Origin of the sequence: Simkania sp., from assembly GCF_965215465.1 — a bacterium.
Classification (GTDB): Bacteria; Chlamydiota; Chlamydiia; order Chlamydiales; family Simkaniaceae; genus Simkania.
Genome location: NZ_OZ244056.1, coordinates 1,730,287 through 1,756,077 on the forward strand (window position 1 = coordinate 1,730,287; position 25,791 = coordinate 1,756,077).

The following is a 25,791-nucleotide window of genomic DNA, read 5'->3' on the forward strand; positions in this document are numbered from 1 at the left end:
TTAGACGAGAGCGAGGTCTAACGCTTTGGCGACCTCTTCTAAATCTTCTACTTTTTCCACGCTAAGAGTCGAACCTTTGACTCCAATTTTGCGATTCATTCCATTTAAAGACTTTCCACATCCAATTTCGATGTAAAGGTCAATTCCCTCTTCATCCATTTTGCGAACGCCTTTTTCCCAAAGAACAGGAGAAACAACTTGATCAATCAAAAACTGCCTAATTTCAGCAGCACTGTGAACAAAATCACCAGGGACATTCAAAACCACATCGATTTCGCTATCATGAATCGGAACCATTGCAAGCTTTTTCTCAAGCTCCTGTTTCGCTTCTTCCATTAAACCACTATGAAAAGCTCCTGAGACATCAAGCGAAAGAACCCGCTTAGCTCCTTTCAGTTTTAACTTTTCGCCTGCAAGTTTCACACCTTCTCGTGTTCCAGAAATCACCACTTGCCCTGGACAATTCAGATTAGCGACCCAAACAGGGTGCTCTTGGTACACTTCTGCAACGATTTCCTCAACAAGCTTCAAAGGCATGTTCAAACAAACAGCCATGGTTCCAGGGTGGCGGACCGATGCTTGGTGCATGTAAAGACCTCGCGCTTGAACAAGATCCACTCCATCAGCAAACATGAGCCTCTCAGCTCCAGTCAATGCTGAGTACTCACCAAGGCTTAGGCCTGCACAAACTGCTGGCTTAATTCCACCAAATTGTTCTTGAAGAACTCTCCAAATCGCAACGCTTACGACGTAAATGGCAATTTGGCTATTTTTTGTCAGAGTTAAATCAGTTGCTGGTCCTTCAAAAATCAATCGTGAAAGGGAACGTCCTAGTTGCTCGTCTGCTTCTTCAAATGTTTCTCTCGCAACAGTAAAACGGTCAAAGAACTCTTTGCCCATTCCAACATACTGGGATCCCTGACCTGGGAATAAAAATGCTAACTTCTTTTCCATATGCCTATTTTCCTACTTCACAAGTGATCGCTGCCGCTCCCCAAGTCAGTCCGGCTCCAAATGCAAATAAAACAATATGCTCACCTCGTTTGACGTCTTTCTCACTCACAAGTTCATCAAAAGCAATACCAACTGAAGATGCAGAGGTATTTCCATACTTGTGAATCGTTAAAAAGACTCGATCTTTGGGCACTTCAAACCTTTTGGCTAGCGATTCAATAATTCGAATATTGGCTTGATGGGGAACAAGCCAACTAATTCTCTGCTGCTCTAAACCCGTCTTTTCCAAACAGGTTTTCACAGCGCTTTCCATGCGGCGCACGGCATGTTTAAAAACTTCTTTCCCTTCCATTTGGAGATAATGAAGACCTTGATCTACCGTTTCCTGAGTAGGAGGATATTTCGAACCTCCAGCAGGAAGTTTGATCAGTTCCGATTGGTCACCATCTGCTCCAAGTGTGACACTTTCAATTGTAAACCCTTCTTTTGCATCTTTCACAATGCAAGCCGAAGCCCCATCTCCAAATAGGACGCAGGTATTCCGGTCTGTGTAGTCAACAATCGAGGAGAGTTTATCCGCTGCAACCACCAAGACTGTTTTATACATTCCCGTCTCAACATAAGCTTTCGCCATGGAAAGGACATAAATAAATCCCGTACAAGCAGCTTGAACATCTAGCGCCGCTGCATGAGTGGCTCCTAGACGAGCTTGAAGAATACATGCTGTACTCGGGAAAAAATAGTCAGGTGTGTGTGTAGCAAATAAGATGAGGTCGATTTCTTTGGGATCGATTTTTGAAGCTTCAACTGCCTTAAGGGCAGCTTCATACCCCATATCCGACGTGGACTCGTCTTTTCTGGCAATTCGCCTTTCTTTCATCCCAGTACGAGTGGTGATCCATTCGTCTGATGTATCTACCATCTTCTCAAGGTCCTGATTTGAAAGAACCTTTTCTGGCAAATAGGAACCTAATCCGACAATTTTAGCTTTGCAACTCATTCAGAGCTATACCTCTATAGAAATCTTTCAGTCTTCGACATCCGATAAATAATTATTATTTTGAGTATTTTAGCCAAGAAAACATTAAAAACGAAGCTTTTTTATCCTCCCTCAGAAACCGCTCTAGTCAAGTAAAACATTTAGTTACATTGAGGAATAGTTTGATTTCTATTCGTAAAAAAACTACAATGCCTTCGAAATTAAAGGAATTAGAGGTTTAAAGTTGAGTTTTACGGAAACAACTTATTTTAATAGATTACGTCACTTCGTGACAATCCAAGGAATCAATACATCCATCAGTCGTGGGTCTTGTTCTAAAATTTCTTTGGAACAATTCAAAACAATCGACCCAGAGCTCCCATTAGCAACAGAAACTGCAATCAATTGTCTCGTTGCTGCCGCCAAAGGAGCCTACCACTTATTTTATGCGATCGTCGTCGGACTCCCCTCTGATTGGCTCACCCTCAAAACCCATGTCTTTCTTCTCAACTGGGATGCCGCAAAGTCAAAAGCAGAAGATGTTTACTTCCACGCCCTTGCTTGGAAAAACCCAGTTTTGAGCGCTTTCCGCGTTCAAGAAAAATTATATTTACAAGAATGTCGCAGTGTTAAGCCCAAAGACCTAACTGAAACTATTCCGCTACCTCCTCTCAAAAATACAACTCGCTCTAAGTTTAGACGTGGTCCAACATCTACACCGAATATGACGACTGGCACAATTTCACCCAATACTTCAAGTAAAGTTCGAGAAATGCAAGAAAGAATTCTCGCAAGCAAATCAATTCACACACCCACCAAGCCTTCACACATGCCGACCAAACCAATTGTGCGACCTAAAATATCGATAAAGCCACCTGAAAAAAAGCCTGAGCCACCTCCAAAAACAACTACTGGTAGAGAAGATTCTGAATCAATGGCAGATTTAAGAAAAAGGATGCATGCAAAACTCCTTGCTAATGGTCTTGGAACAATGGGAACAATTCCGATGGGAGGAACCAAACCTAAACCACCCCCTCCTTCATCAAGCGATAAACCTGCAGCCTCTGCAAAAGATAAACCAGCGCCTACAAAAGTTGGTAAAATTGACACAAGCAAGTTTGGCAACATCGCTGAAATGCTTGGAAATAGAGGAAAATAAACAAGAAGAAGGAAGAAAATGTCTGGACTCACCATCCCCCTAGATCATCCATTTGTTCGAGCTATAAGCCGTGGTGGATCTGCAGGTGATACAGCAACGTACCTAACGGAAGTTGCAAAATCTGAGCAGCAATACACGGTCGCCAAAATTGAATATGATCAGTTTAAAACTTATAGCCAGATCAAACCTTCTACCTGGTTGAATTGGAGCAAGAAAGAAGTGACACATCTCGTAGCCCCTGCATGGCACCTTGGTTTTAAGCTCCCCTATCATTTAATCAAAGGCTGTATGGTTGGTCCTTGCACAGGCACATTTAAAACCAATATGTACCGAGCTGCTTGTGACCTACAAAAATCTAAAGGGCATTTTGTTGGTTTTTTCAGCGAACGGAGAGGAGAATACCACCTCTCTTGCGCCGACCTTCATGAGCAATGCTATGATATCATGGATGCTAATCGAGCAAATCATGCTAGAAAAGAAACAGAAATCATTCGTTCTATTGGACTGACTGATGACAAACTCAAGTCTATTTCACCTGAAAAAATCCCCGAAACTGTTGAAAGACTCGATTCAGAAAGGCTGCTAAACTTAAATTTTTCTGAAAAGCAACTTCAAGCAATCCCTCTTACAAAGCTCTCCAAGCATCAGCTTGCAGGTCTTTTCCCTTTCTTCATTGCCAAAGAATCTCCTCATAAGTCTGGCCCCAAAAAACTCGTCTGGGAAACGTGCGACAATCCAAAAGAAGAAGGTAAACGCCAAAAAGCATTTAAACGACTCGATGTCTGCAATCTGTCTGAACTTGAAGCGATTGAAGATCTGTTATCTCCCGAGCACCAGGTTTTCATCGTACACAAAATCATCAAGACAAGAGGGTTCGAAAGCAACCTTATCAAGGTTTATGGGCCTGACATCATCATTCAAGCTCTATGGAACTTGAAGTCAGAAGAAGTGGTCACCATTTTAGAAAGCCTTTCACCTTCAGACTTAAATCTACTTTTGCCATACCTTTCTATTGATACAGTCACAAAACTGACCGATACAAAATTTCAAGCGCTTGATTTCTCCATCCTAACAGAGTCTCAGGTAAACGTGATCTTCAACACCTCCAAAGTTGCAACGCATCAAGCAATCGTTAACCGCATGACTCCATTGCAGATCTCAGTTCTTATCCCTCGCCTAGCACCACTGCAAATCCAAGTTTTTAGCTTTACTAATGACCAGCTAAAAGAGCTCGATCTGGAAAAACTCCCAAAAAATCTGCTACAATCATTGCTTCCAGAAAGCGAGGTCTCCTCAACAATCTCCATACCAACAAAAGAATCGGAACTTTCACCTTCGCAAAAGCTTGAACTTGAATTACAAAAAAAGCTCGCAAAAAAAGTACTCTCTGTCTTTTTACGAATGCAGGCCTTTTCAAAAGCTTCACAGCAAGAAGCGATCCAAAAACACCTTCCATGTCAATGGGCACTCTATCAAGCCTGGCAGAAATGTGGCTCGGAGATTACGCATCTCTCTCCGCTTGCGCAAGTCCAAAAAGCAATGGAGAAACTTCCAAAACCAACGCCAACTGAAAGCCGGGGTGATGCTGACTCATCAGCTGCAATCCCTAATACTCTGATCGGAAAAATCCATTATTACGCAATCGCTTTTCTTACGCATGTTTGGAATGGACTTTGCGTTGTCACTCGCGTTGCCACTTATCCCATTTGGAAGCCTTATACCATTGCTCGAGACTATTTCACAGCCAAAGGACCGGTTGCATCAAAGGACGAGATTGTGTAAGTTCTTTTACCCAAAAGGAGATTTTCTATGAGCACGACAGGTTCAGTACTTTATCGCGACTTACCAAAAGAAAGCCTTGAAGCCCGCTATCCCAATGCGAAAGACAAACTCCCTTTCACTACTGGAAATTACTACACAGCCTTTCCTCAAGACACCGCATTGATCCAGACAACGGCCTTAGTTGCTCTTGCCATCATTTCCTATTTCAAACCCGCAATCTTTATTGTTGGCTCATCTTACATGATCCTCCATTCTTATGTTTTTCCTCCGAAGACGGATCCTTGGTACCCAGGTGCTGCGGCATTTGGAGTTGGCACAATTGCCCGTTTTGCTGTGGACTCAGCGAAACTCTCTTGGGTTGCTAGCCTTGCCACACTCGTTTATGCTGCATGGACAGCCTATTCAAACATTTACCGAGAAGACGCTCTTGTAAACTCCTTCTACCAAATTGCAGGGTCGAAAGAGAAGTTTGAAAAACTGCCCGAACTCCCAAAAATTTCTGAAGCCAAGAGCGTGCAGAGCTGGATGGATAAAACCGACTGGAACAAGCTATACAAACCCGTCTATCGTGCTAAAACAGCCGATGAGCGCCAAATTCTGATTGTTAGAACCTGCAAAAGAGACGATGCGAAAGACACGTTTGTCCCCAATACTCTAGGTGTTGAAGTTTACATCGAAAAGTATGACCAGCAAGACAACGACCCTACAGACACTTCCTACGGAAGAAAGATGATAGACGCACTCTTGACAACCCAAAATTCAACTTTCAGCTACAGCTCTAAATCTTCTGAATCCACATTCACTTTAGGGGATCGGACTGTGCACACTGCATCATCACTGAAGGTAAATCTAAGGTCACACATTACAGCCGAGCGTGCAAATGAGCTTTTCGCTCAGCTTGCTTAAAATAGACGCCGCACCCTAGAATACTCAAGGATATGGCTAAATACCCCAAACACTTACTTTCTCTTATTGCTCAACTGCAAAAACTGCCAGGCGTCGGGAAAAAAACCGCCGAACGGTTCGCGTTTGATCTTCTCGATTGGGACAGACACGACCTCGTCACTCTTGCTGATCTCCTATGCACCTTAAAGGAAAAAATCCCTCACTGCGATCAGTGTGGCTGTTTAATGGATGAAGTCTCTTGCACTTTTTGCGAAAGCAGTAAAAGAGATCCCTCAATCATGTGTATCATTGCCTCGCCACGAGATGCTTATGCAATCGAAGAAACAGGAAATTTTTTGGGACTTTACCACGCATTAGGAACTTTATTATCCCCACTTGATGGCCAAACTCCAGAAAAATTGAATGTTCCCAAACTCTTAAAAAGAATACAGCTTTGTGGGGTGCAAGAAGTGATTCTTGCTCTCGATTCAACATTAGAAGGCGACGCGACAGCTCTTTTTCTAAAAGAAGAATTGCAACGTCATCAGATCAAAGTTTCCCGACTTGCACTTGGTTTGCCTGTGGGAAGTTCACTCGATTTTATCGATGAAGGAACCCTCTCTCAAGCATTATCTGGAAGGCAAGTCTTGCATTAATTCGAAGGACTTTTCTATAATCAGTCAATCCATTCAAGAACATCTTGGAAGTGGATAACGCACATAGATAAGTTAGTAATGAATAAAAACGTCGCCAAGATTCTCACACCTCTCGTTCTCTTAACTGCACCGATTCCGCAGCTTGCTGCTTATTCCCAAGCAACCGAAGCATACGAACAAAAGCGGGTAGGCAAAATCACTGTTGTAATGGAAAACCTACCACGCGGCACTTCCTTTAACCAAGATCGCGTCCTGTCCAAATTGCGGACAAAAGAAGGTGACCCCTTTTCTCAAAATGTCTTTGACCAAGATCTAAAAGCATTATCCGAAGAATACGATCGGGTCGAACCCAACATTGAAACGCGGGGCGGCGATGTAGACATTACCTTGAAAATTTGGCAAAAGCCCATGATTCGCTCGATTGTGTGGCATGGAAACTCAAAAGTTCGCACCGGAACTCTTCAAAGAGAGCTTGACATCGAGCCTCACACCCTCTTTAACAGAGATGAGTTTAACCTCGCCTTCAACAAAGTTAAAGAGTACTACATTAAGAAAGGCTACTTCGAATCCGAAATCGAATACAAAATCATCCCCTACTCCGATACAAACGAAATTGACATTGAAATCACCATTCACGAAGGACACTCTGGTCATATCAGTAAGATTGCATTCACAGGACTTTCGAAAAAAGAGCAAAGCGCCATACTTGAACTGATCCAAACCAAAAAGTACAACTTCTTCACAAGTTGGCTTACAGGAAGAGGAACCTATCACGAAGAAGCCTTAGAACAAGACAAACTCATCATCGTCAACTATCTACAAAACCAAGGGTATGCAGATGCGCGCGTCAACATTCAAACAAAAGAAGATGAGAAAGGCCGCTTAGAAATTTACATCAATGCTGTCAAAGGCGAAAAGTACCATTTCGGTTCGATTGATATCCAAGGAAATGAGCTCCTCAATCAAGAGCAAGTTGAGCGAGTGATGCTTATTAAAGATGGAAGCACTTTCTCTCCAGAGAAACTACGCGATAGCATCCAAAATATTAAAGATCTCTACGGAAAAGACGGTTATATTGAATCCAACATCAACTACGTGCTTCACTTGTCTCCAAATGAACCCGTTTACTCTGTCGACATTCAAATTGAAGAAGGAGAGCAGTTCCGCATTGGCATGATTCGAGTTCTAGGAAACTCCTCTACAAACAAAAATGTGATTTTGCGCGAATCTCTCCTCGTTCCAGGAGAAGTCTTTGACTCACGTCGCCTCAAAGCGACCCAAATGCGGTTAGAAGCCATTGGTTACTTCAAATCAGTGAACGTCTATGCCGTGAAAACCCCTGATGACCAAGAGCTCGGAGAAAACTACCGCGATGTTGTGATCGAAGTCGAAGAAACCACAACAGGCAGCCTTAGCCTCTTTGGAGGACTGAGTACAACAGATAGTATTTTCGGAGGAATCGACCTTGCTGAAAACAACTTTGATCACCGTGGCTTGACCAGATGGTGGCGTGAAGGTTTCTCAGCACTTCGAGGTGCAGGTGAATACGCACAACTTAAAGCTCAAATTGGTAAAAAACAACAGACCTACTCTCTCACATGGATGGACCCCTACTTTAGAGACACTTTATGGCGATTCGGTTTCGAAACAAGTTATTCAAAAAGTCGCCTCCAATCAGATGATTACGATGTCGACATCATTGGAGGATCGATCTTTGCTAACTACCCTCTCACGAACTACTGGACCTTCGGAACCCGATTACGTGTCCGCAACTCCATCTCCCATATAGACAAGCATATTCTCAATGACGATGCGCAGCAAAAAAGGCAAAATAGTGGATTGATTGCAGGTCTCAGCTCTTCCATCTCCTACGACACACGTGACAACCCCTTTAAACCTCACCGCGGCGTCTCTTCCTATTTCGAAGTCGAAATGGGTGGAGTCAGACGCCATGACGATAACCCACGTTATTTCCCCTTCGGAAAAATCAGTTTCCTTAACTCGTACTACTATCCGCTTTGGCGCAAAGGAACTGTGAAACTCCGCGGAGATTTCCGCTTCCTCCTTCCTTTTGGTGGAGCAGAAGTTGATGATGTCGCTTTGAGCGAAAGATTTTTCTTAGGCGGTGACACCACAGTACGTGGATATAAGCCTTATAGCATTGGCCCAAAATTCCCTCGAAACAAAGACGGAGAAGACTCAAACGCTCCCAAGGGTGGTATCTCCTCAATGCTCCTTTCTGTTGAATACCTCCAAAACGTCCTCAAAATGCTCGATCTATTCGTCTTTTTCGATGGTGGTACAGTTTCAGAAAAAAAATTTGACATTCCCGATTTCCGCATGAGCTACGGCTTAGGCGCCCGCATTGAACTTGGCAATCGCATGCCCTTCATCGTAGGTATGGGTTTCCCCATTAATCCTGAGGATAAAGACGATGTGAAACGATTCTTCTTCTCAATGGGTGCACAATTCTAGGAAATCGGTTACAATGGAATGAACAAGTTACAAAATTGAATTTTTAGGAGTTGATCATGAAACGGCACACCTTTTTCTTGCCAATTTTAGCGTCACTATTTTTCTTTTTAACCTCCGCACAAGCACAAATTAATTCAGCCGGGATCGTCAATTTTAGTACGTGTATCACCGAGTCTAAATATGGTAAGCAAGAGCAAGAAGCTTTTGATGACGTTCGCAACAAAATTACTGCGATTATGCAAGACCTCGATGGCCAGCTTCGCGACATCATCATGAAGCTAAACGACCCAGAGTTTGTTGACAGTCTCTCGCCTGAAAAAGAACACGAAATGCAAGCTCACGCCCAATCTCTTCAAGAAGAGCTTGGACGCTACCAACAGCAGTACTATCAAGTCATGAATCAAGCAAACATGCAGCTCATCCAAATGATGACAAATCATGTTTCGCTTGCTTCTGAATCGATTGCAAAAAAAGAAAAGCGCTTAGTTGTACTGAACAAAGAAGCTTGCTTTTACTACGAACCAAAGCAAGACATCACAGCTGCAGTCATTGCCGAAATGGATAAAAATTTCGAAAGAGACTCAAAAGCTCAAAAAGCCACAGCTGCTGCTGAAGAGCCTTCTGATAAAGCAGTGAAGTAAAGGAAGCTTACAGATGTCAAAACGGTTTTCCCTTCAAGAGCTCGCTGAGCTCACAGACAGCGAGCTTGTTGGAGATCCCAATCATGCGATTGAAAATGTCGACAATCTAGAATCCGCTAGTGAGCATGATGCCTCTTTTCTCGCCAATTTGAGATACAAAGAGCGCATGAAAACTTCCGAAGCAGGAGTCATTTGCATCGATAAAACGATCGATCCGACTCCCGGGAAAAACTTTCTTATAAGTGACAACCCATCCCTCACCTTTCAAAAAATTGCAGAGATTCTTCTCTTCAATCAAATCCACGAAACAGGATTTCAAGGGATTCATGAAACAGCAGTGATTCACGGAACGGCCCAAATTGGCCGAGATGTGACTATCGGACCCCATGCTGTCATTGACCAAGGTGCCGTTATTGGAGATGGGACGCTCATTCATGCCAATACCACTATCGGACCTGCAGTACAGATCGGCAACGATTGCGTGATTCACGCCAATGTCACAGTCCGAGAGCGTTGTATTTTGCGCAACAGAGTTATTCTGCAGCCAGGGGCCGTCATTGGGTCTTGTGGCTATGGCTACACCACGGATCCCAAAACGGGGCGCCATACCAAGCTAGACCAAATTGGCATTGTCATTCTTGAAGATGACGTTGAAATTGGAGCAAATACGACAATTGATAGGGCTCGCTTCAAAAATACTTTAATCCGCAAAGGAACCAAAATCGACAACCTAGTCCAAATTGCCCACAATGTGGAGCTCGGTGAAAATAACATTATCGTTTCCCAATCGGGAATCGCCGGCTCGGCAAAACTTGGCAATAACGTCTTTCTAGGGGGACAAGCAGGTGTTGTTGGCCACGTCACAATCACAGACAATGTAAAAGTCGCCACTCGCGGGGGTGTCAGCAAATCGATTCCTGAACCAGGTATCTATGGAGGCGGACCTGTCACCACAATGGCAGAGTTTAACAAACGGCAGGTACAGCTGCGGAAAATTGGGACCTATGTCAAGCAAATCGAAGAGCTTGAAAAACGGATTGAAAAACTAGAAAAAAAATAACATTACTTTTAGTCGATTAAGTTTAAAATTTCATAGATTGGACGAAAGATTTTTATGCCTTGCAAGATGCGCAAGAGCGAAATAGACTTCATGCAAGTCATTGAGCTCGACCATGCACCAAGGGGTAATAAAGATTCGGAAGAATCTCTGAAATATTAAATTTAATCGACTATATAAGGCGATGGTAATATAATTAGGGAGTAAGCGCTATACCTCCTGTGAGGGACTATGATTACCATTTACGACAAAACAGAGCACGACGAAGAGTTCAAAGAGATTCAAGAGCCTCGAGAAGGATGCTGGATTCATGTCGAAGATGCAACGACAAATGACATCAACCAAATCAGCAAGCTCATCGATCTTGAGTACACCGATATGTACGACTGTCTTGACCGATACGAAATTCCTCGTGTTGAAAGAATTGACGAACACGCTTTAATTTTCACACGTCACCCCATTGAAGTCGAAGGTGGCCTCTATACCACCACTTTTACCATCATCCTTACGAAAGATTACTTCATCACGATTTGTCCCCAAAAAAGCCAACTCGTTGAAAACTTCATTTCTCAAAAACCGAAGCTCACCCCCTCTCAAAAATCAAAGTTCTTGATCTACATCCTGCTTAAAATCACGCAAGAGTTCACTCTTCAAATCAAAAAAATCCGCACGAACGTCTTGAAGCAAGAAAAAAAGATGTCTTATGTGGATAGCCGAGATATCACAAGCTTGACGCTGAACGAAGAAATTCTCAATCAGTACCTCTCTTCTCTCGTTCCTTTGCGTAGCGTTCTCGAATCAATCACCTCGGGCCGTTACACCATCCTCTATGAAAAGGACCAAGACCTCCTCGAAGATTTACTCAACGCAAGCATCCAGTCAGAAGATCTCTGCTCTATCAACTTGCGTAGTATTCGTAGCTTGAGGGATTCCTATCAGATCATCTTTACAAATCAGCTTAACAAGACCATTAAGCTACTGACAGCGCTCACAATTATCTTGAGCATCCCAACAATGGTCGCGAGTCTTTACGGAATGAACGTTGCCCTGCCCATTGCAGGCGACAAACACGCGTTCTCCGTCATCATCATTTTCATTATTCTGATTTCGCTTGTATCGTTGATCTTCTTCCAGCGAAAAAAATGGCTTTAATCAAAGGCATAATCACGAATGAGATGTGGCTGAGCCCAAACAATATTGAGCCTTTGAAGAATTTGAGCTGCTGATTTTTTCGACAATTCCTTGTCTGGACTTAACGCATGCTGAAAGTATTTCCAGAAATGCTCACATTTATCGAGCTTTTTCTGAACCTCTTGAAGCCGCTCTTCATCTAGCTCTTTTTCATGTTTCATGACTTGGTCTTTCTCCTCTAGCTCCTTCTTTGCTGACTCTACTTCCAATTTAAAATCTTCTACCGTACGTTGAGCTTCAAGACCAACTCTTACGACTAGTTCTTCGGATTCTAAGTTTTTTTGGAAAACTTCACTAAGCGCACTTTCAGCTCCAGCCCCAATTTGACTTTTGAGAAACTCATTCTGTCGACGTAGAGCTTCGATTTGAATCATGAGACGATTCGTAACATCAGTCGGTTCTTTAGAAAAAAGACCATACTTTGGCTCAACAACTTCTGGCAACGTGATACGCGATTTCACTTCACTAGGATTAAGGAGAGCAACGCATGCTAAAAAAAGTTGGTAGAGGGAAAAACCGAGCGTTTTAAGCCCGTCTTTTCCATTTTCTGTGAAAGCCTTTTTAGCTGACTCTGTTTCATTGGAAAAATAGTAGAGCCCTCCTTCCCCTAGAGCCTTAGATTCTAGGGCAAGCCCATGGAAAAAAGTCATGGCAACAGAAAGAAGTAAGTAAGCAGTGGGCTTGACTCGAGAAAAGTCCTCTGTCTTTTCCTCAACTGAATGCTTCTGGGCTTCTTGTAAATATTCATAGCCCTCATATGTTGTACGAGCTTGACATGTTCCCCACAAGGGAAGAGAAAAATCAATTGTTGCCATCTTTCATCCTCAAATTATCATTTTCGGAAAGATGATACTAGATTTTCGAATAGAAATCAAATAAAGCAGAGCGGTTAAATGAGCAAAATCGCCGGATTTTCAAGCAATTCTTGGAATGTTTTTAAAAATTTTGCTGCATCGGCGCCATCGACAACCCTGTGATCGCTCGAGAGCGAAACCATCATCCGCTTTCCAGGAACGACTTGACCATTTTTGACAACGGCACATTCTCTCATCCCACCAACGGCAAGGATGGAAACTTGGGGTGGATTGATGACTGCTTGGAAATCGTGGATGCCAAACATTCCCAAATTGGAAACGGTAAAGGATCCTCCACGGTATTCATGTGGTTGCAACTTCCCTTTCTTGGCTAAAGTAGCAAGATGTTTGACTTCAGCTGATATTTGACCCAAATTTTTGTAGTCAACATGGCGAACGATCGGAGTGATTAGCCCGTCATCGATACTTACTGCGACAGAGATGTCGATCGTCTTAAACCGGACAATAGCATTTTTCACTGTATCAAAACCACTGTTCACAACAGGATGCTGTTTGAGCGCTAGAGCTGCAGCACGCATGACAAAATCATTGAATGTCACCTTGACTCCGGTTGCTTTGAGCTGCTCTCGGCTGGCAATCATCGGCTCAACGTCAATGTCTTGTTGCACGTAAAAATGTGGAATGAAAGTTTTAGAAGCTTGCAATTTTTGCCCAATGGCTTTGCGCATCGGAGTGAGAGACTCTTCGTCATAGCTACCAGGAGTTTCTTTTGGAACGGAACGATTGCCAAAGGTCGCAATAGCATCGGCTTGAGCTAAATCCAAATCACGACTCATCACCCGCCCTCCAGGGCCACTGCCTTTAACAGAGGTGATGTCGAGTCCTTTTTCACGCGCAAGCTTTTTTGCTAGCGGTGACGCAGGGAGATGATCTTCTAAAGATGTTTCAAATTCAAAAGAGTAATCTTCAAGAGGAGGTTCTGCTTCAAACGCTGGCTGCGCCATGCCTGTTGCTTTTGCAGCTGGCGCGGCTTTTTGGGTGGCAGCCGCAACTGGCGCTTCTTCACTTACCGTTTCCTCTGGAGGAGCTTCTTCAGCCTTGAGGCCTTCAGGTTCGTATCCGTCGATGCTTTCGTCTTTTGTCTCTGTGAAAACAGCAATCGCTTGATTGACAACTGCTTCTTCATTTTCATGGACTAAGATTTTACGTAAAATCCCATCATCAAGAGAATTATACTCAACAGTTGCTTTGTCAGTTGCCACTTCGAAAAGGAGTTCGTCTGCTTTCACAGCATCTCCCTCTTTTTTGTGCCATTTGACGATTGTTCCTCCCTCCATTGTCGGTGATAGCTTCGGCATCGTTAGCGTTGATGGCATGGGAATTAACTCCTTAGATGTAATGTCTGCTGGATCGCGTCTAGAATACGCTCCTTATTAGGCTGCGTTGCATGTTCCATATTTTTTGCATAAGGAAGTGGTGTTTCTCGCTGACATACGCGATGGATTGGCGCATCGAGAAAATCAAAGCAGTGCTCTTGAATTTGAAACCCTATCTCTGCTGAAATTCCAGTAAAAATATGCCCTTCTTCAACAAGTACACAAAAATGCGTTTTCTTGACTGAGGAGGCAATGGTAGGCAGATCTAGAGGTTTAATGGTACGAAGGTCGATGAGTTCGACTTGAATCCCCTTTTTAGCCAGTTCATTGGCAGCTTCACGGCAGTGAGACAGCATACGGCTATGGGAAACAACAGTGATGTCTTTTCCTTCTCGGATAACCTGAGCTTTCCCAATAGGCACGAGATATTCTTTTGTCGGAATTTCCATTTTCATGCCGTAATCCAGCTCGTTTTCGAGAAAAATCACCGGGTTGTTGTTACGAATGGCCGCCTTGAGTAGCCCCTTGGCATCGTAAGGATTGGAGGGAGCCATGATGATAAAGCCAGGTAAGTTGCCATAAATCGCTTCGACGCAGTGTGAATGTTGGCATGAAACTTGAGCAGCTGCACCATTTGGGCCTCGGAAAACAATGGGAACTGAAAAGCGCCCGCCGGACATGTAATACATTTTGCATGCATTGGATATGAGCTGATCAGCTGCGACAAATGAAAAGTTAAAGCTCATGAATTCAACGATAGGTCGCAGACCGGTCATGGCAGCGCCAATGCTGAGTCCAGTAAAGCCATTTTCAGCAATGGGAGTATCAATGATCCGATCAGGGCCCCATTTATCGAGAAGGCCTTTTGAAACTTTGTAAGCTCCATTGTATTCTGCCACTTCTTCTCCCATGAGATAAACCATGGAATCCCGCTCCATTTCTTCATCAATAGCCTGCCTTAAGGCTTCTCGCATTTCGACTTCTTGCATTTCGTCTGTCAAGGTGCAAACACTCCTTCTTCAAGTGTGATCGGATCGGGGTCAGGGCTTTCTTCTGCATATTTCATGGAAGCGACGATTAACTCTTTTTGCTTCTTATCTAGCGCTTCAACCTCTTTATCTGTAATGATCTTATGTTTCTTTAACGTGTCTCCAAAGAGGTGGATAGGATCTCGAGTTTTTGCGTCTTCTAACTCTTGCTTGGAGCGATAAAGACCTGGATCAGAAATCGAGTGACCTCGAAACCGCTCTGTCACAGCTTCGACAAGCACAGGACGCCCCGTTTTCTTCACTTCATCACGGACATGAGAAAAACCATTATAACAGCTAAAATAATCCATCCCATCAAATGTATATGATGGAATTCCATAACTTTTTGCGAGATTCTCGGCTATTGGTTGCACGCAAATGGCACGGTTGACCGCTGTTCCCATTCCCCATTGGTTATTTTCTACAACATAGATACAGGGAAGGTTCCAGAGAGCTGCTAAATTAAGCGACTCATGAACAGCCCCTTGAGCGATAGCTCCATCCCCCAAAAAGCAAAGAGCCACTCCATCTTGCTTCTGATATTTCAGAGAAAAGGCCGCACCTGTTGCAACCGGAAGGTGTCCGCCTACAATTCCAAACCCACCAAGTAGTCGATCCGCATAAAAGTGCATCGAACCGCCTCTACCTTGGGCATTACCCGTCTCTTTTCCGTAGAGCTCAGCCATCATTTCATTGGGGGTTGCTCCTAAGAGATAAGCAAGAGCATGGCAGCGGTATGTCGTGATCCACCAGTTTTTTTCGGCACCAACAGCATTAACTGCAGCTGTCTGAATGGCTTCTTGTCCCATATAGGCGTGAAAAAAACCACCAACTTTTCCTTGTTGATAGGCTGATTCCGCCCGAATCTCAAAATGGCGGATTGTAAGCATTTGCTTTAAGGCTTCGATCAGACGATCTTTACCTAGCTCTTTGATCCATTTATCTGTCTGGTTATCAAAGAAATCGTATTTAACGTGATGAACAGTCTTTTTTGTCATATGAGGTTATCCAAGTGCTTCCACCCTAAAACTTCAACTTAACTTAGGTTTCTTATTTTATCAATATGGCATCGCACCCGGAGGCCCAAATCCCGCTCCTTCAGGGATGACACTCGGATTATTTGTCACGGGAGTCGTGATCAAATCGTCATCTCCATTGGATGACGCTTGGTAGCATCCGACACAAACTAAGGTTAACGAAACGAGTAATGCAAGTCTAAGTAATGTCTTTTTCATTTAGGGCTTTCCGCAGTTTTAAGAAGACTCTATCACTTTGACAATTTTTTCTCCATAACGTTATGCTTTATTCAAGGAGATTTTCATATGGCTAAACGACCTATCTACTATGACACAGAAACAACTGGTGTTAAACCCGATAAAGACAGGATCATCGAAATTGCTGCCTATGATCCAGAAATGGACCGCACATTCGAAGCTCTCATCAACCCCGGCATGCCCATTCCCGAAGAAGCGACTGCCGTTCATAATATCACCAATGAAATGGTGCAAGACGCTCCCACGTTCAAACAAGTAGGGGTGGACTTTGCTTCATTCTGCAGTGGTGAGGTTGTCCTCATTGCTCATAATAATGATGCCTTTGACCTTCCCTTTATCCGCTGTGAATTTGAGCGCAATGAACTCACTCTTCCGAAATGGCCCTATATCGATTCTCTCAAGTTTTCTCGAAAATACCGCCCTGACCTTCCACGCCATTCACTTCAACACCTAAGAGAATATCATGGATTTCCTGCCAACAATGCTCACCGCGCTCTAGATGATGTGATCGTCTTGCATCAAGTCTTCAGTGAAATGATCGACGACCTGACGATGGACACCATTTTAGAACTCATGAATGAAAAACAAGTGCTGCGCCATATGCCGTTCGGTAAACATCGTGGTAAGCCTCTCAAAGAAATCCCCCCAGACTATGTGCGCTGGTTGCATGAAAATGGCGCCCTCGATAAGCCTGATAATCAAGAGCTCAAAGACGCTTTTTCTGAAATGGGAATACTCCCGAACTAGAAATCAATTCGAGCCTTCACTGTCAACCCCTCAAAAGAGATTGGCAAATCATCAAGTGAATTGATCGGATCGACAAACATTGACCAGAAATACTGAACTTCATAGCCAATTGCAAGCTGAACGGAAAGCCAATTGGGGATAAAGCACCATTCCCAATCCAATCCAACAAAAGCTTGCACCCAAGGGCGAATGCGATTGGTGTCATATTTAAGCTTCACATTTGCTTGAGTCACAACACGAACACTTCCACCTTGGTCTTCTACACCATTGTCTTGGACATGAGTGTTCTGATCGATGTCATACCAAAGGATTGCTCCAGAAAACTGTCCTACTAGACCTAATCCATACGCCCAGTTCCACTTTCCAGATAAGCTGAGCATCGGACCGATTCCCCAAATGTCAAAGTCGAAATTTAGAAATTCAGGCGCACCCGGAAGCCCTGGTCCATTGGGATTGAAAAGCTCGACATGATCAAGCCGTCGCTTGATTTCTTCATCAAACCAAACTGTTTTCAAACCCCAAGCAGGACGCACAGTTAAAGAAGAAGACAAAAAGAGGCGTCTCCCCATTTCAAAATCCAAAGCGTTGTGCGTCAGGTCCCAATCAATTCTTGCTCGCGTTCCTAAAAATGGAGGGCTACTAAACAAACCTTCAATCAAATCAAGATCGGCTTGATTCGATGTTTTAGTCGACGAAATATCAAAGCTGAGTCTCGTCCAATTCAGGTATAGATCCCACCCATCCCAAGGTAGATCTCCCCCCAAACCAAGACGAAAACCTGGTTTGTACTCAAAATCGATTTCGATTGAGCGAATGCTCACTTGTGAGAATGTGTTACTTGGAAAACTTGCCTCAAAAACCGCGACATATTCCATTCCATCTTGTCTAGCTTTCCAATAAAGAAAGTCAGCTGTGACATACACACCATTTAAGTCATGACATGTCTGTGCGCTTTTTGTCGCATCTTTTAGGGGAGTGACAGGAACGCTTGCTTCTCTTTGAACCTCTCCAAAGAGAAGCATTGGAGTGAGAAAAATGAGAAGGCATTTAAAGTTCATAACCAATTCCTACATTTCCAATATCAAAAATCAATTCGAGCCTTCACTGTCAGCCCTTCAAAGGACGTATGTATGTCATCGCTTCCAATTGGGTTAACAACGACGGGCCAGAAATACTGAGTCTCATATCCAATCGCAAACTGCGTTGACAACCATTTAGGAATAAAGCACCACTCCCAATCTAAACCAATAAAGACCTGAACATAGGGACGTACGCGATAGGTATCAAAGTTGAGCCTGACTAGAGTTTGTGTCACAACCGGTTGAGGCCCTTGGTCATCGAGGTTGTTTTCAAGACTCCGCACTTTCTCATCGATATCATACCAAAGAATGGATCCTGAAATTTGACCAGCAATTCCAAGCCCATAGATCCAATGCCATTTTCCATAGAAACTCACAAAAGGGCCAATCCCCCAGTAGTCAAATTCTCCTCTCCAGGTTTCATTCGACCCAGGAACTCCTGCCCCATTAGGATTAAACGATTCCACTTCAAACAGAGTTTGATGAATTTCTTGATCAAACCAGGCAACCTTTAGACCAAAAGAGGGACGAATTATCCAAGATGAGTCTAAAAACATCCGTCTGCCAAAATCAAACTCAAGAGAGTTATAGGTAAAATCCCAATGTATCTTTGATCTGCGACCAAAAAATCCAATCTCATCAAGAGATCCGGTTACTAAGATTAAATCAGCGGAGTCGGAAGATGTGGAAGACGAAATATCAAAGCTAAGCCGCGTCCAATTCAAATACAGATCCCAGCCATTCCAAGGCAAGTCTCCACCTAAGCCAATCCTAAAGCCCGGTTTATATTCGAAATTAATTTCTTTTGGTTGAATGTCGATTGTTGTCAATGGGTCTCCAAATACCGGCTTAAAACGCGCAGTATACACGAGCTCATCTTGTCTCGTTTTCCAGTAGAGAAAGTCTGCTGTCACATAAACACCGTTTAATTCAGGACATGTGCGCGCACTTCGCGTGGCATCTTTTGGTGGCATACTTGGAACCGTGGAAGGTTCTTGAGACGCATTTGCAAAAAGAGAAATCGGTAAGAAAAAAAATAGCAGCGACTTAAACTTCATGATTCACTTCCGTGTTTAAAGATAAGTTTATAACACTCCATAAAAACGAATCAACTTTCTTGCTTTATTTTCTCCATTTATCTAATTTGTTCTCATAGATTGAGGTTTCACATGAAAAAATTAATGACTTTTATTCTTTTCACAACTTTCATCATTACAGGTTGTGTCCAGAAATCGGGAACAAATCAACTGAGCTCCCTTTCAGAGACATCTGTTGACAAGATGATTCAAGATGGAGTCACTACAAAGCAGGACATTCTCAATCAGTTCGGAGTTGGCTATGAACTCATGTATGAAAAACAAGAAACATGGGTTTATAGACTATCTGAAATTCAAGCAAAATCGCTGAACTTCATTCCGCTGCTCAACCTTTTTTACCACGGTAATCGGAATAAAACCTCAACACTTACCATCACATACGACAGCAGCAATATTGTCTGTCACCATGAATTTACCCAGCACATGGAAAACGAGACAGCAGGCATTATCCCCTACTTGTTCTGATGATCAATTCCCTATGCAACGAGCATAATCTTAATGCATTCCAGAAAATAATATTTTTTTTATCTTTTTAAGTACTGATAAAAAATTAAAATCTGGAAATGAAAGAATACCTTTTCAAACGCAACATCCCACCCAAGAAGTTCGCTAGTGATTTAAGGATTTCTGTCTCCTACCTATACCAACTTCTCCGTGGCGAAAGAAAACCTTCTCTTGAACTCGCCCAAAAAATTGAAGCCTATACAGAAGGAGAAGTGACAGCTTTACAACTGCTAGGCATTGTGCAAGAACTCGAAGGTCAAACGCTTGCTGAAAGATATGAAAAGCGTCTTAGTAATCTTGAAGAGACCATCGGAAAAATCCAAGACACATTAGAGCAAATGGAATGGCGGATTTCAGAACTCGAACCTTAGCAAAGGCCCCCTAACTTAAGGCCGGCTCTAACTTTTTCTTAGAACGAAAATTTGTCTCCCACATGAGACGAAACTCAGGACAACTCTCAAGTAGCTCTTCTTTCGTCCCTTCAGCGAGTTTTTCTCCTTCGTGCAAATAGATGATGCGATCCGCATACTCGATAGTTGACAGTCGGTGAGCAATGAGTATTTGAGTGATCTCTCCGTGCAACTCTCGAATGGCCATCTTGATATTGTTTTCACTGACAGCATCAAGTGACGAGGTTGCTTCGTCTAAAATGAGAATTGGTGCGTTCTTGACAAGTGCACGTGCGATGGCGAGCCGTTGTTGCTGACCTCCCGAAAAGTTCTTACCCGTTTCAGCAAGCATGGTGTCATAGGTTTCAGGCAAATTCTTAATAAACTCATGTGCATGCGCTTTTTTGGCTGCCTGCATGACCTCTTCTTTAGAAAACGGACGCCCATAAGAGATGTTGGCTGCAATTGTGTCGAAGAAAAGAAAGGGTTTTTGAGGAACAAATGAAATCTGCTCTCTTAGAGATTTTTGGGTGTAACTCGTGACAGGTTTCCCATCGACTTGTATCTCTCCCTTTTGGATGTCATAAAGCCTTGGAATCAGCTGTACAATTGTCGATTTCCCGACACCTGTCCCCCCTACTAACGCGACTGTCTCTCCCTTTTTCACTGTGAAGCTAAGATCCTTGAGCACCCATTTTTCATCATAGCGGAACCAGACATTCTTAAATTCGATCGCTTTTTCAAAGGTCTTCAGTTCTTTTGCATCGGGAAGATCTTGGATTTGAGGGTGGATGTCGAGTACTTCAAACATCCGCTCAGCAGCAACAACTCCTTTTTGGATGTTTGCATTTTCATCAGCAAACTTTTTCACTGGCTCGTAAAAAAGGTGCAGTAGGCCGACAAAAACAACTAGCTCTGACACCTTCATATGAAGAAGATGCAGTCCTACAATGATCACCGTTGCTAAGCAAATCGTCGTGATCGTATGCAAGACAGGCCTCGTGAGTAAGTCGTACTTTGCCGTTTTAGTTTCAAGCTTAGCCATTTGGTCATTTTGCTCTTTGTACTTCTTAAACGAAAAGAGCTCCATGGCGAATACTTTAACCGTTTGAATTCCCGCTAAAAAGTCGATAAGGACCGAGGTGAACCGCTCTTGATTGCGCTGCAGCTGGCGTGTGATCCGTTTGACTTTACGGGTGACAAAGATCACGGGGATCACGATCATCGGAAGTCCAAAAAAGATCACTAGCGAAAGCTGCCATGAAAGATAAAAACAAACCCCCAAAGTGGTCAAAATGGTAAAGGGCGCTTGAATGTAGTTGATCAAAAACGAGTTGAGTGAGTTGGCAATCTGACTTGCGTCTCCTGCCACCCTAGAAGATAAGGTCCCGATATTGTACTTTTGATAAAAACTCATCGGCATGTGCTGAATGTGCTCAAAATACCGTTGCCTGAGATCTCGACTGATCCGAATTGACAGAATTTTCGTCGTATACCGACTAAAAAAGAGGAAAAATGCCTTAAACCCTGCCACAAAACAAAGAAGGAGCACAAAAGCTTTTAGATTTTTCTCTACCCGAAAGGCCTTTTTGATCTTAAAAATGACTTGCTTTAGAGGATTATGACCTCTTTGCTTAGATAAATAGCTCTCGGCATCCTCTTTCGTAACCACGCCTTTTTGATCAGGGTCCATTTCCTGCCACTTGTGCTCGACTTCCTGCCATTTCACATGGTCATGTTGGGCTCCTTTTTCATCTTTTGAAGCAAAGAGAGCAAAAAAATCTGCTCCGGTATCGGATAAAACACCAAGAGTAAACATTTCCATTTGGTTCGAGAGAGTCAGGCCAATCAATGTTCCAAAGGTTAAGATCAGCATGAGGAGGTGTCGGTGAACAAGCAGTGCGGCTTTAAAGAGAAGCTTCATAGAGCTCTAAGTCATATCAATAAAAGGGCCATTTTAACGGATGACCTTTTTATTGGGAAGTCTCAGCGACAGAAACCGCTCCCATTTTACGGAACTTTTGGTAGCGTGATTCAAGGAGTTCATCTAAAGGAACTTTAGAGAGCTTTTCACGCTCTTTTAAGACGAATTTTTTCACGTTTTCGTAGACAACTTTTGGATCATGATGCGCTCCGCCCTGTGGCTCTTCGATGATTTTGTCGATCACTCCAAATTCAAGCAAGTCTTCGGCATGCATTTTCAGAGCTTCGGCGGCTGTTTCGTTTTTGGCGGCATCATGCCAAAGAATTGAGGCACAACCTTCTGGAGAAATGACTGAATAGTAAGCATGCTCTAGCATCCCAATGACATCCCCCACTCCCATTCCAAGAGCTCCACCTGAGCACCCTTCTCCGATGAGAACGATGATGACAGGAGTTTGCAATCGAGCCATTTCAAGGAGGTTCGTAGCAATGGCTACTCCTTGCCCACGCTCTTCAGCTGTTAATCCAGGATAAGCTCCCGGCGTGTCGAGGAATGATAGAACGGGAAGGTGAAATTTTTCAGCAAGCTTCATTGCGCGCAACGCCTTGCGGTACCCTTCAGGATGAGGCATTCCAAAGTTGCGAAAGAGACGACTATCAGTGTCACACCCTTTTTCTTGGGCAATAATCACAAATTTTTTGCCCCCAATCACAGCAAGTCCTGTAACAATTGAGTGGTCATCGCGAAATAAGCGGTCGCCAAAGATTTCAGTAAAGCTTTCACAGAGATTTTTGATGTAGTCAACAGAACGGGGCCGCTGAGCATGGCGGCAGATCATCACCCGCTCCCAAGGAGAGAGTTGAGAGTAAACTTGGTCTTTAAGCTTTTCGAGCTTTTTCTCGAGCTTGACAATCTCTTCATCGGTCCAAATACCGTTGACTTTGTTTTGCTCTTTGAGTTGGGCAATGGTCCGCTCATAGTCGCGGATTTGTTTTTCATGATCTAACATTGTATTTTTCATCCCTTCTCTTACCTCTCGACTTCAGTTCCTGGTAATTCCGCCTCTTTATAATCGGCCACGATCTCCACAATCGTTGGCTTAGTGATCACAATCGAATAAAGCTCTTCGATATCTTGCTGGCTGAGGCGAATACAGCCATCACTATCATATTGGCCGATGGTTTCGATAGCCTCGGCATAGGTCTCGGACTCCTCATTATAAATCCAAGGAGCACCATGCATTCCGTAGCCGCGGTAGTTATCTCCTTCGCCGCTGATTTCGTCAGCAAAGGGGATCCATCTTGTTCCAACAACCTGGATCATTTCCACTTCTTCATCGCGGAAAAAATCTTTCGCACCGGGCTTATATGTCGCGACTTTATCTCCGAGCAAAAAACGCCCTTTTGGAGTGAGCAAGCCTGAGTAAGTTTCAGAATCAAACCGTCCCAAGCCCACTTTATAAGTCTTGAGTAAAACCCGCTCATTCGCGTCTAAATCATGATAATAAAACCACATCTTACATCGTGACAAGTCGATCACGAGATAAAAGTTAATATTTTTTTCAGGGCTCAAAATATTGAATTGATCACCAGGCGATACCCTTTGACTGTAGTAGTCTCGCTTTCCGTTCAAGCTACGTGCAATGAAGTGGCGCGATGTCGCATAGTGAGACGCATAATCGGCAACCCAAGCTGGTCTGCCTTTGAGCCATGGTACTCGGCTTTTGTATCGGATCGTCTCCACAATCGGTAACTTTTTCCTTCCTGTGGTAAAGAAACGCCAAACCTGGTCCACTTCTTCATCAGCAACTTGATCCTTCACAGGGGTCAGGAGCTCAGACACCCGTTCATTTCTCTGCTCCTGCTCTAAGAGGAATGCTTCATCTTCTTCACTTTCGTAAACCACTTCTTCTTCATAAGCAGTCTCTTCCGAAGCCTTCTCTTTATTTGCCAAAGCCCCTTTTTTCACTAGAGCAACTGCTCCAATTAGGGCAAATAGGGCAAATGAGCCCATCAAAATTTTTTTAGGAGCAGACAAAGGTGCCTCCTTCAGTCAATTCAATTTTTGTCATTAGCAATTAGCTTAGGATTATCGTTAAATTTGAATTCTTTTGCAAGTCGCGAGGCTCCGTGAGACCATTTACTTTAATATCTTAATTTTAATTTTTTACCACAGAGAGCACAGAGGGAGGCTAAAAAAATTTTCTCTGTGTTCTCTGTGGTAGAACCCCAATCGAGACGTTCAATTTTTAGGGTCACTTTTCTATGAAGAAATTATTTGATTTCCCATTGGTAGAGACGGCGCTCTTCCTCTAAAGGAAAGGCGACAAGAAAGTCAGCACCCCAAAAATGATGGCTGCCCGCAAGAGGAATAACGTGCATTTCCGTATCCATCTTAGGATCAAGCGACAGCTTCTCCTCTCCTTTTTCAAATGAAACGACTTGGCTCGGGCCCTGATAGCGGTGCAGTGTGGCGGGAGTCAAAGTTTCTTTTCCTTCGACAAGGGCCTTATCTGCTGTAATGAAATAGGCAAAATATAGGGGATGCTTTTCATCATATTCTGAAAGGCGACTTTCAAAAAATACTTTATCTCCATCGCCCGTTGCAGAAAAATACAACCACTGCTTGCCAGGTTGAGTGAGCGTCAGATTATGATGGCAGACATGCGAGATAGAGGGAGAGATCACACGCGACCACCCTTTAACTTGAAAAGAGTCACCTTTTTTATCAAATTCCAGATCACGGAAGGGATTTGGCACTCCTGAGGAGGTGCGATGCACCCCAAAGCGATCAGAATCAGCGAGTGGTGTGAAATGTGGACCAAACGACACAATTCTGACATGGGTTTTATGCAAAGCCCCGAGTCCGGTATTGACTCCACTAAATGAACAGGCCAAACTTAAATCATTTTGCTGCGTGGCTAAATACCCTAAGCTTTCATCGAGTTCACTCATCGTGTAGGAGTGAGTGATTTCAGGACAGGGCTTGTCTCGATGAAGGCTTTCAAACCCGAGTGCAAAAAACACGAGAAAAACTGGCGGCATTTGAAATGATGTATCATCAACTTCTTTGAGCGCATCAAAGAGCGCATCTGATAAATGACGCGTTTTAGAGCTCATAAGCATTTCTGAAGCCACTGAAAAAAGAAGGAAATAAAGAGTATTAAATGGAAGAGGATGGTATTCGGCTTCTCTGAGCCAAACCCCATGAAAGGGACGGTTGTCGTGATCGAAAAGTCCAAGACTTACAAAAGCCCACTTGAGGGCCGCATGGATTAAACTCTCATTATCTTCTTCCCAGCCCAAAAAAAGCCAAATCAAGGCAAGTTCTGCATTCAAAAGAGGATGAGGAATGCCTCCATCCTGTAAATGGTTTCCCGCTTCGACTAAAATGCCCCCTTTCGATAGCTGTTTAGGCTCCAAAGCTGGCGTCGGCAATCCAACTAAATAGCATCCGAGAGCATAAAGAGCTTCACCTAGCTGAAATTCTTTCCAAAAGCCCTGCGTGTAAATCTTTTGATAGATTTTTTGAAGGGAAGAAAGCGTCAGCGGCATCGGTTGAAACCGATGAAGAAACGAAAGAGAAACAAGTTTTCTCAAATAAAGAAGATAGTCCTGGGGACTATCTACTATTGGATCTCGACATTCGTCGAGTAGTGCGATAATGAGGGACTCGTCAACGGGCTTTTCTAAATAACAATTTTTTAACGCTCGACACCAGTTATCTTCTTCGCTAAGTAGATGTAAGCGATCGCGATAAAAAGTGACGAGATCTCTCAT

General features: G+C 43.5%; 24 protein-coding genes. 11 read left to right on the forward strand and 13 right to left on the reverse strand.

Annotated features, from left to right (window positions below; genetic code table 11):
• On the reverse strand, positions 1–954 hold the full coding sequence (gene fabD / locus ACOOFG_RS08050) for an ACP S-malonyltransferase (RefSeq protein ID WP_420420965.1): 954 nt from the start codon (positions 952–954) through the stop codon (positions 1–3).
• 4 nt (positions 955–958) lie between these two features.
• Positions 959–1,954, reverse strand: a complete 996-nt coding sequence (locus ACOOFG_RS08055) for a beta-ketoacyl-ACP synthase III (protein ID WP_420420966.1) — start codon at positions 1,952–1,954, stop codon at positions 959–961.
• Between the two features lie 223 nt (positions 1,955–2,177).
• Between ACOOFG_RS08055 and ACOOFG_RS08060 the strand changes: the two genes are divergently transcribed.
• The 8 genes from ACOOFG_RS08060 (at position 2,178) to ACOOFG_RS08095 (ending at position 11,740) form a co-directional block, all read left to right on the forward strand.
• The gene (locus ACOOFG_RS08060) at positions 2,178–3,092 is read left to right on the forward strand and encodes a hypothetical protein (RefSeq protein ID WP_420420967.1); all 915 of its coding nucleotides are present in this window, start codon (positions 2,178–2,180) and stop codon (positions 3,090–3,092) included.
• 18 nt (positions 3,093–3,110) lie between these two features.
• A complete protein-coding gene (locus ACOOFG_RS08065; RefSeq protein ID WP_420420968.1) occupies positions 3,111–4,874 on the forward strand; it encodes a hypothetical protein in 1,764 nt (587 codons plus the stop codon).
• Between the two features lie 27 nt (positions 4,875–4,901).
• Positions 4,902–5,780, forward strand: a complete 879-nt coding sequence (locus ACOOFG_RS08070) for a hypothetical protein (RefSeq protein WP_420420969.1) — start codon at positions 4,902–4,904, stop codon at positions 5,778–5,780.
• 32 nt (positions 5,781–5,812) lie between these two features.
• On the forward strand, positions 5,813–6,415 hold the full coding sequence (recR, locus tag ACOOFG_RS08075) for a recombination mediator RecR (protein WP_420420970.1): 603 nt from the start codon (positions 5,813–5,815) through the stop codon (positions 6,413–6,415).
• 78 nt (positions 6,416–6,493) lie between these two features.
• Positions 6,494–8,890 (forward strand): outer membrane protein assembly factor BamA, encoded by a 2,397-nt coding sequence (bamA, locus tag ACOOFG_RS08080; RefSeq protein WP_420420971.1) that lies wholly within the window; start codon positions 6,494–6,496, stop codon positions 8,888–8,890.
• 56 nt (positions 8,891–8,946) lie between these two features.
• A complete protein-coding gene (locus ACOOFG_RS08085; RefSeq protein ID WP_420420972.1) occupies positions 8,947–9,531 on the forward strand; it encodes an OmpH family outer membrane protein in 585 nt (194 codons plus the stop codon).
• A 13-nt stretch (positions 9,532–9,544) separates the two neighbouring features.
• Positions 9,545–10,591, forward strand: coding sequence for a UDP-3-O-(3-hydroxymyristoyl)glucosamine N-acyltransferase (lpxD, locus tag ACOOFG_RS08090; protein WP_420420973.1), 1,047 nt, complete (start codon positions 9,545–9,547; stop codon positions 10,589–10,591).
• Between the two features lie 228 nt (positions 10,592–10,819).
• Positions 10,820–11,740 (forward strand): magnesium transporter CorA family protein, encoded by a 921-nt coding sequence (locus ACOOFG_RS08095; protein ID WP_420420974.1) that lies wholly within the window; start codon positions 10,820–10,822, stop codon positions 11,738–11,740.
• On the opposite strand, the gene ACOOFG_RS08100 is transcribed toward ACOOFG_RS08095, so the two are convergent.
• The 5 genes from ACOOFG_RS08100 to ACOOFG_RS08120 form a co-directional block, all read right to left on the reverse strand.
• Positions 11,737–12,594, reverse strand: a complete 858-nt coding sequence (locus tag ACOOFG_RS08100; protein ID WP_420420975.1) for a hypothetical protein — start codon at positions 12,592–12,594, stop codon at positions 11,737–11,739. The two genes, ACOOFG_RS08095 and ACOOFG_RS08100, sit on opposite strands and share 4 nt — an antisense overlap.
• 74 nt (positions 12,595–12,668) lie before the next feature.
• A complete protein-coding gene (locus ACOOFG_RS08105; RefSeq protein WP_420420976.1) occupies positions 12,669–13,970 on the reverse strand; it encodes a pyruvate dehydrogenase complex dihydrolipoamide acetyltransferase in 1,302 nt (433 codons plus the stop codon).
• Between the two features lie 5 nt (positions 13,971–13,975).
• Positions 13,976–14,959 (reverse strand): pyruvate dehydrogenase complex E1 component subunit beta, encoded by a 984-nt coding sequence (locus tag ACOOFG_RS08110; protein ID WP_420422677.1) that lies wholly within the window; start codon positions 14,957–14,959, stop codon positions 13,976–13,978.
• An 8-nt stretch (positions 14,960–14,967) separates the two neighbouring features.
• Positions 14,968–15,996, reverse strand: coding sequence for a pyruvate dehydrogenase (acetyl-transferring) E1 component subunit alpha (gene pdhA, locus ACOOFG_RS08115; RefSeq protein WP_420420977.1), 1,029 nt, complete (start codon positions 15,994–15,996; stop codon positions 14,968–14,970).
• Between the two features lie 60 nt (positions 15,997–16,056).
• Positions 16,057–16,233 carry a hypothetical protein gene (locus tag ACOOFG_RS08120; protein ID WP_420420978.1) on the reverse strand — a complete coding sequence of 59 codons (177 nt, stop codon included), beginning with the start codon at positions 16,231–16,233 and terminating at the stop codon, positions 16,057–16,059.
• Positions 16,234–16,320: 87 nt separating this feature from the next.
• Here ACOOFG_RS08120 and ACOOFG_RS08125 point away from each other — a divergent pair, with 87 nt between their 5' ends.
• Complete coding sequence (locus tag ACOOFG_RS08125; protein ID WP_420420979.1) at positions 16,321–17,019, forward strand: putative quorum-sensing-regulated virulence factor; 699 nt, start codon at positions 16,321–16,323, stop codon at positions 17,017–17,019.
• On the opposite strand, the gene ACOOFG_RS08130 is transcribed toward ACOOFG_RS08125, so the two are convergent.
• Both ACOOFG_RS08130 and ACOOFG_RS08135 read right to left on the reverse strand, forming a co-directional pair.
• On the reverse strand, positions 17,016–18,077 hold the full coding sequence (locus ACOOFG_RS08130; protein ID WP_420420980.1) for an Lpg1974 family pore-forming outer membrane protein: 1,062 nt from the start codon (positions 18,075–18,077) through the stop codon (positions 17,016–17,018). The genes ACOOFG_RS08125 and ACOOFG_RS08130 overlap by 4 nt on opposite strands.
• 23 nt (positions 18,078–18,100) lie before the next feature.
• Positions 18,101–19,156 carry an Lpg1974 family pore-forming outer membrane protein gene (locus ACOOFG_RS08135; RefSeq protein ID WP_420420981.1) on the reverse strand — a complete coding sequence of 352 codons (1,056 nt, stop codon included), beginning with the start codon at positions 19,154–19,156 and terminating at the stop codon, positions 18,101–18,103.
• 111 nt (positions 19,157–19,267) lie between these two features.
• Between ACOOFG_RS08135 and ACOOFG_RS08140 the strand changes: the two genes are divergently transcribed.
• Both ACOOFG_RS08140 and ACOOFG_RS08145 read left to right on the forward strand, forming a co-directional pair.
• The gene (locus ACOOFG_RS08140; RefSeq protein ID WP_420420982.1) at positions 19,268–19,660 is read left to right on the forward strand and encodes a hypothetical protein; all 393 of its coding nucleotides are present in this window, start codon (positions 19,268–19,270) and stop codon (positions 19,658–19,660) included.
• Between the two features lie 98 nt (positions 19,661–19,758).
• Complete coding sequence (locus ACOOFG_RS08145) at positions 19,759–20,070, forward strand: helix-turn-helix domain-containing protein (protein ID WP_420420983.1); 312 nt, start codon at positions 19,759–19,761, stop codon at positions 20,068–20,070.
• A 10-nt stretch (positions 20,071–20,080) separates the two neighbouring features.
• Here the strand turns inward: ACOOFG_RS08145 and ACOOFG_RS08150 are convergent, their stop codons facing one another.
• The 4 genes from ACOOFG_RS08150 to ACOOFG_RS08165 all read right to left on the reverse strand — a co-directional run bounded on the left by ACOOFG_RS08150 (position 20,081) and on the right by ACOOFG_RS08165 (position 25,791).
• Positions 20,081–22,012, reverse strand: a complete 1,932-nt coding sequence (locus ACOOFG_RS08150) for an ABC transporter ATP-binding protein (RefSeq protein ID WP_420420984.1) — start codon at positions 22,010–22,012, stop codon at positions 20,081–20,083.
• Positions 22,013–22,061: 49 nt separating this feature from the next.
• Complete coding sequence (locus tag ACOOFG_RS08155; protein WP_420420985.1) at positions 22,062–23,033, reverse strand: acetyl-CoA carboxylase carboxyltransferase subunit alpha; 972 nt, start codon at positions 23,031–23,033, stop codon at positions 22,062–22,064.
• Between the two features lie 8 nt (positions 23,034–23,041).
• Positions 23,042–24,049, reverse strand: a complete 1,008-nt coding sequence (locus ACOOFG_RS08160) for a L,D-transpeptidase (RefSeq protein WP_420420986.1) — start codon at positions 24,047–24,049, stop codon at positions 23,042–23,044.
• 236 nt (positions 24,050–24,285) lie between these two features.
• Positions 24,286–25,791, reverse strand: coding sequence for a hypothetical protein (locus ACOOFG_RS08165; RefSeq protein WP_420420987.1), 1,506 nt, complete (start codon positions 25,789–25,791; stop codon positions 24,286–24,288).

Coding starts and splice junctions, on each gene's coding strand:
- fabD (WP_420420965.1), bottom strand. CDS start 954: ATGGAAAAGAAGTTAGCATTTTTATTCCCAGGTCAGGGATCCCAGTAT.
- ACOOFG_RS08055 (WP_420420966.1), bottom strand. CDS start 1,954: ATGAGTTGCAAAGCTAAAATTGTCGGATTAGGTTCCTATTTGCCAGAA.
- ACOOFG_RS08065 (WP_420420968.1), top strand. CDS start 3,111: ATGTCTGGACTCACCATCCCCCTAGATCATCCATTTGTTCGAGCTATA.
- ACOOFG_RS08070 (WP_420420969.1), top strand. CDS start 4,902: ATGAGCACGACAGGTTCAGTACTTTATCGCGACTTACCAAAAGAAAGC.
- recR (WP_420420970.1), top strand. CDS start 5,813: ATGGCTAAATACCCCAAACACTTACTTTCTCTTATTGCTCAACTGCAA.
- bamA (WP_420420971.1), top strand. CDS start 6,494: ATGAATAAAAACGTCGCCAAGATTCTCACACCTCTCGTTCTCTTAACT.
- ACOOFG_RS08085 (WP_420420972.1), top strand. CDS start 8,947: ATGAAACGGCACACCTTTTTCTTGCCAATTTTAGCGTCACTATTTTTC.
- lpxD (WP_420420973.1), top strand. CDS start 9,545: ATGTCAAAACGGTTTTCCCTTCAAGAGCTCGCTGAGCTCACAGACAGC.
- ACOOFG_RS08095 (WP_420420974.1), top strand. CDS start 10,820: ATGATTACCATTTACGACAAAACAGAGCACGACGAAGAGTTCAAAGAG.
- ACOOFG_RS08100 (WP_420420975.1), bottom strand. CDS start 12,594: ATGGCAACAATTGATTTTTCTCTTCCCTTGTGGGGAACATGTCAAGCT.
- ACOOFG_RS08105 (WP_420420976.1), bottom strand. CDS start 13,970: ATGCCATCAACGCTAACGATGCCGAAGCTATCACCGACAATGGAGGGA.
- ACOOFG_RS08110 (WP_420422677.1), bottom strand. CDS start 14,959: ATGCAAGAAGTCGAAATGCGAGAAGCCTTAAGGCAGGCTATTGATGAA.
- pdhA (WP_420420977.1), bottom strand. CDS start 15,996: ATGACAAAAAAGACTGTTCATCACGTTAAATACGATTTCTTTGATAAC.
- ACOOFG_RS08120 (WP_420420978.1), bottom strand. CDS start 16,233: ATGAAAAAGACATTACTTAGACTTGCATTACTCGTTTCGTTAACCTTA.
- ACOOFG_RS08125 (WP_420420979.1), top strand. CDS start 16,321: ATGGCTAAACGACCTATCTACTATGACACAGAAACAACTGGTGTTAAA.
- ACOOFG_RS08130 (WP_420420980.1), bottom strand. CDS start 18,077: ATGAACTTTAAATGCCTTCTCATTTTTCTCACTCCAATGCTTCTCTTT.
- ACOOFG_RS08135 (WP_420420981.1), bottom strand. CDS start 19,156: ATGAAGTTTAAGTCGCTGCTATTTTTTTTCTTACCGATTTCTCTTTTT.
- ACOOFG_RS08140 (WP_420420982.1), top strand. CDS start 19,268: ATGAAAAAATTAATGACTTTTATTCTTTTCACAACTTTCATCATTACA.
- ACOOFG_RS08145 (WP_420420983.1), top strand. CDS start 19,759: ATGAAAGAATACCTTTTCAAACGCAACATCCCACCCAAGAAGTTCGCT.
- ACOOFG_RS08150 (WP_420420984.1), bottom strand. CDS start 22,012: ATGAAGCTTCTCTTTAAAGCCGCACTGCTTGTTCACCGACACCTCCTC.
- ACOOFG_RS08155 (WP_420420985.1), bottom strand. CDS start 23,033: ATGAAAAATACAATGTTAGATCATGAAAAACAAATCCGCGACTATGAG.
- ACOOFG_RS08165 (WP_420420987.1), bottom strand. CDS start 25,791: ATGAGAGATCTCGTCACTTTTTATCGCGATCGCTTACATCTACTTAGC.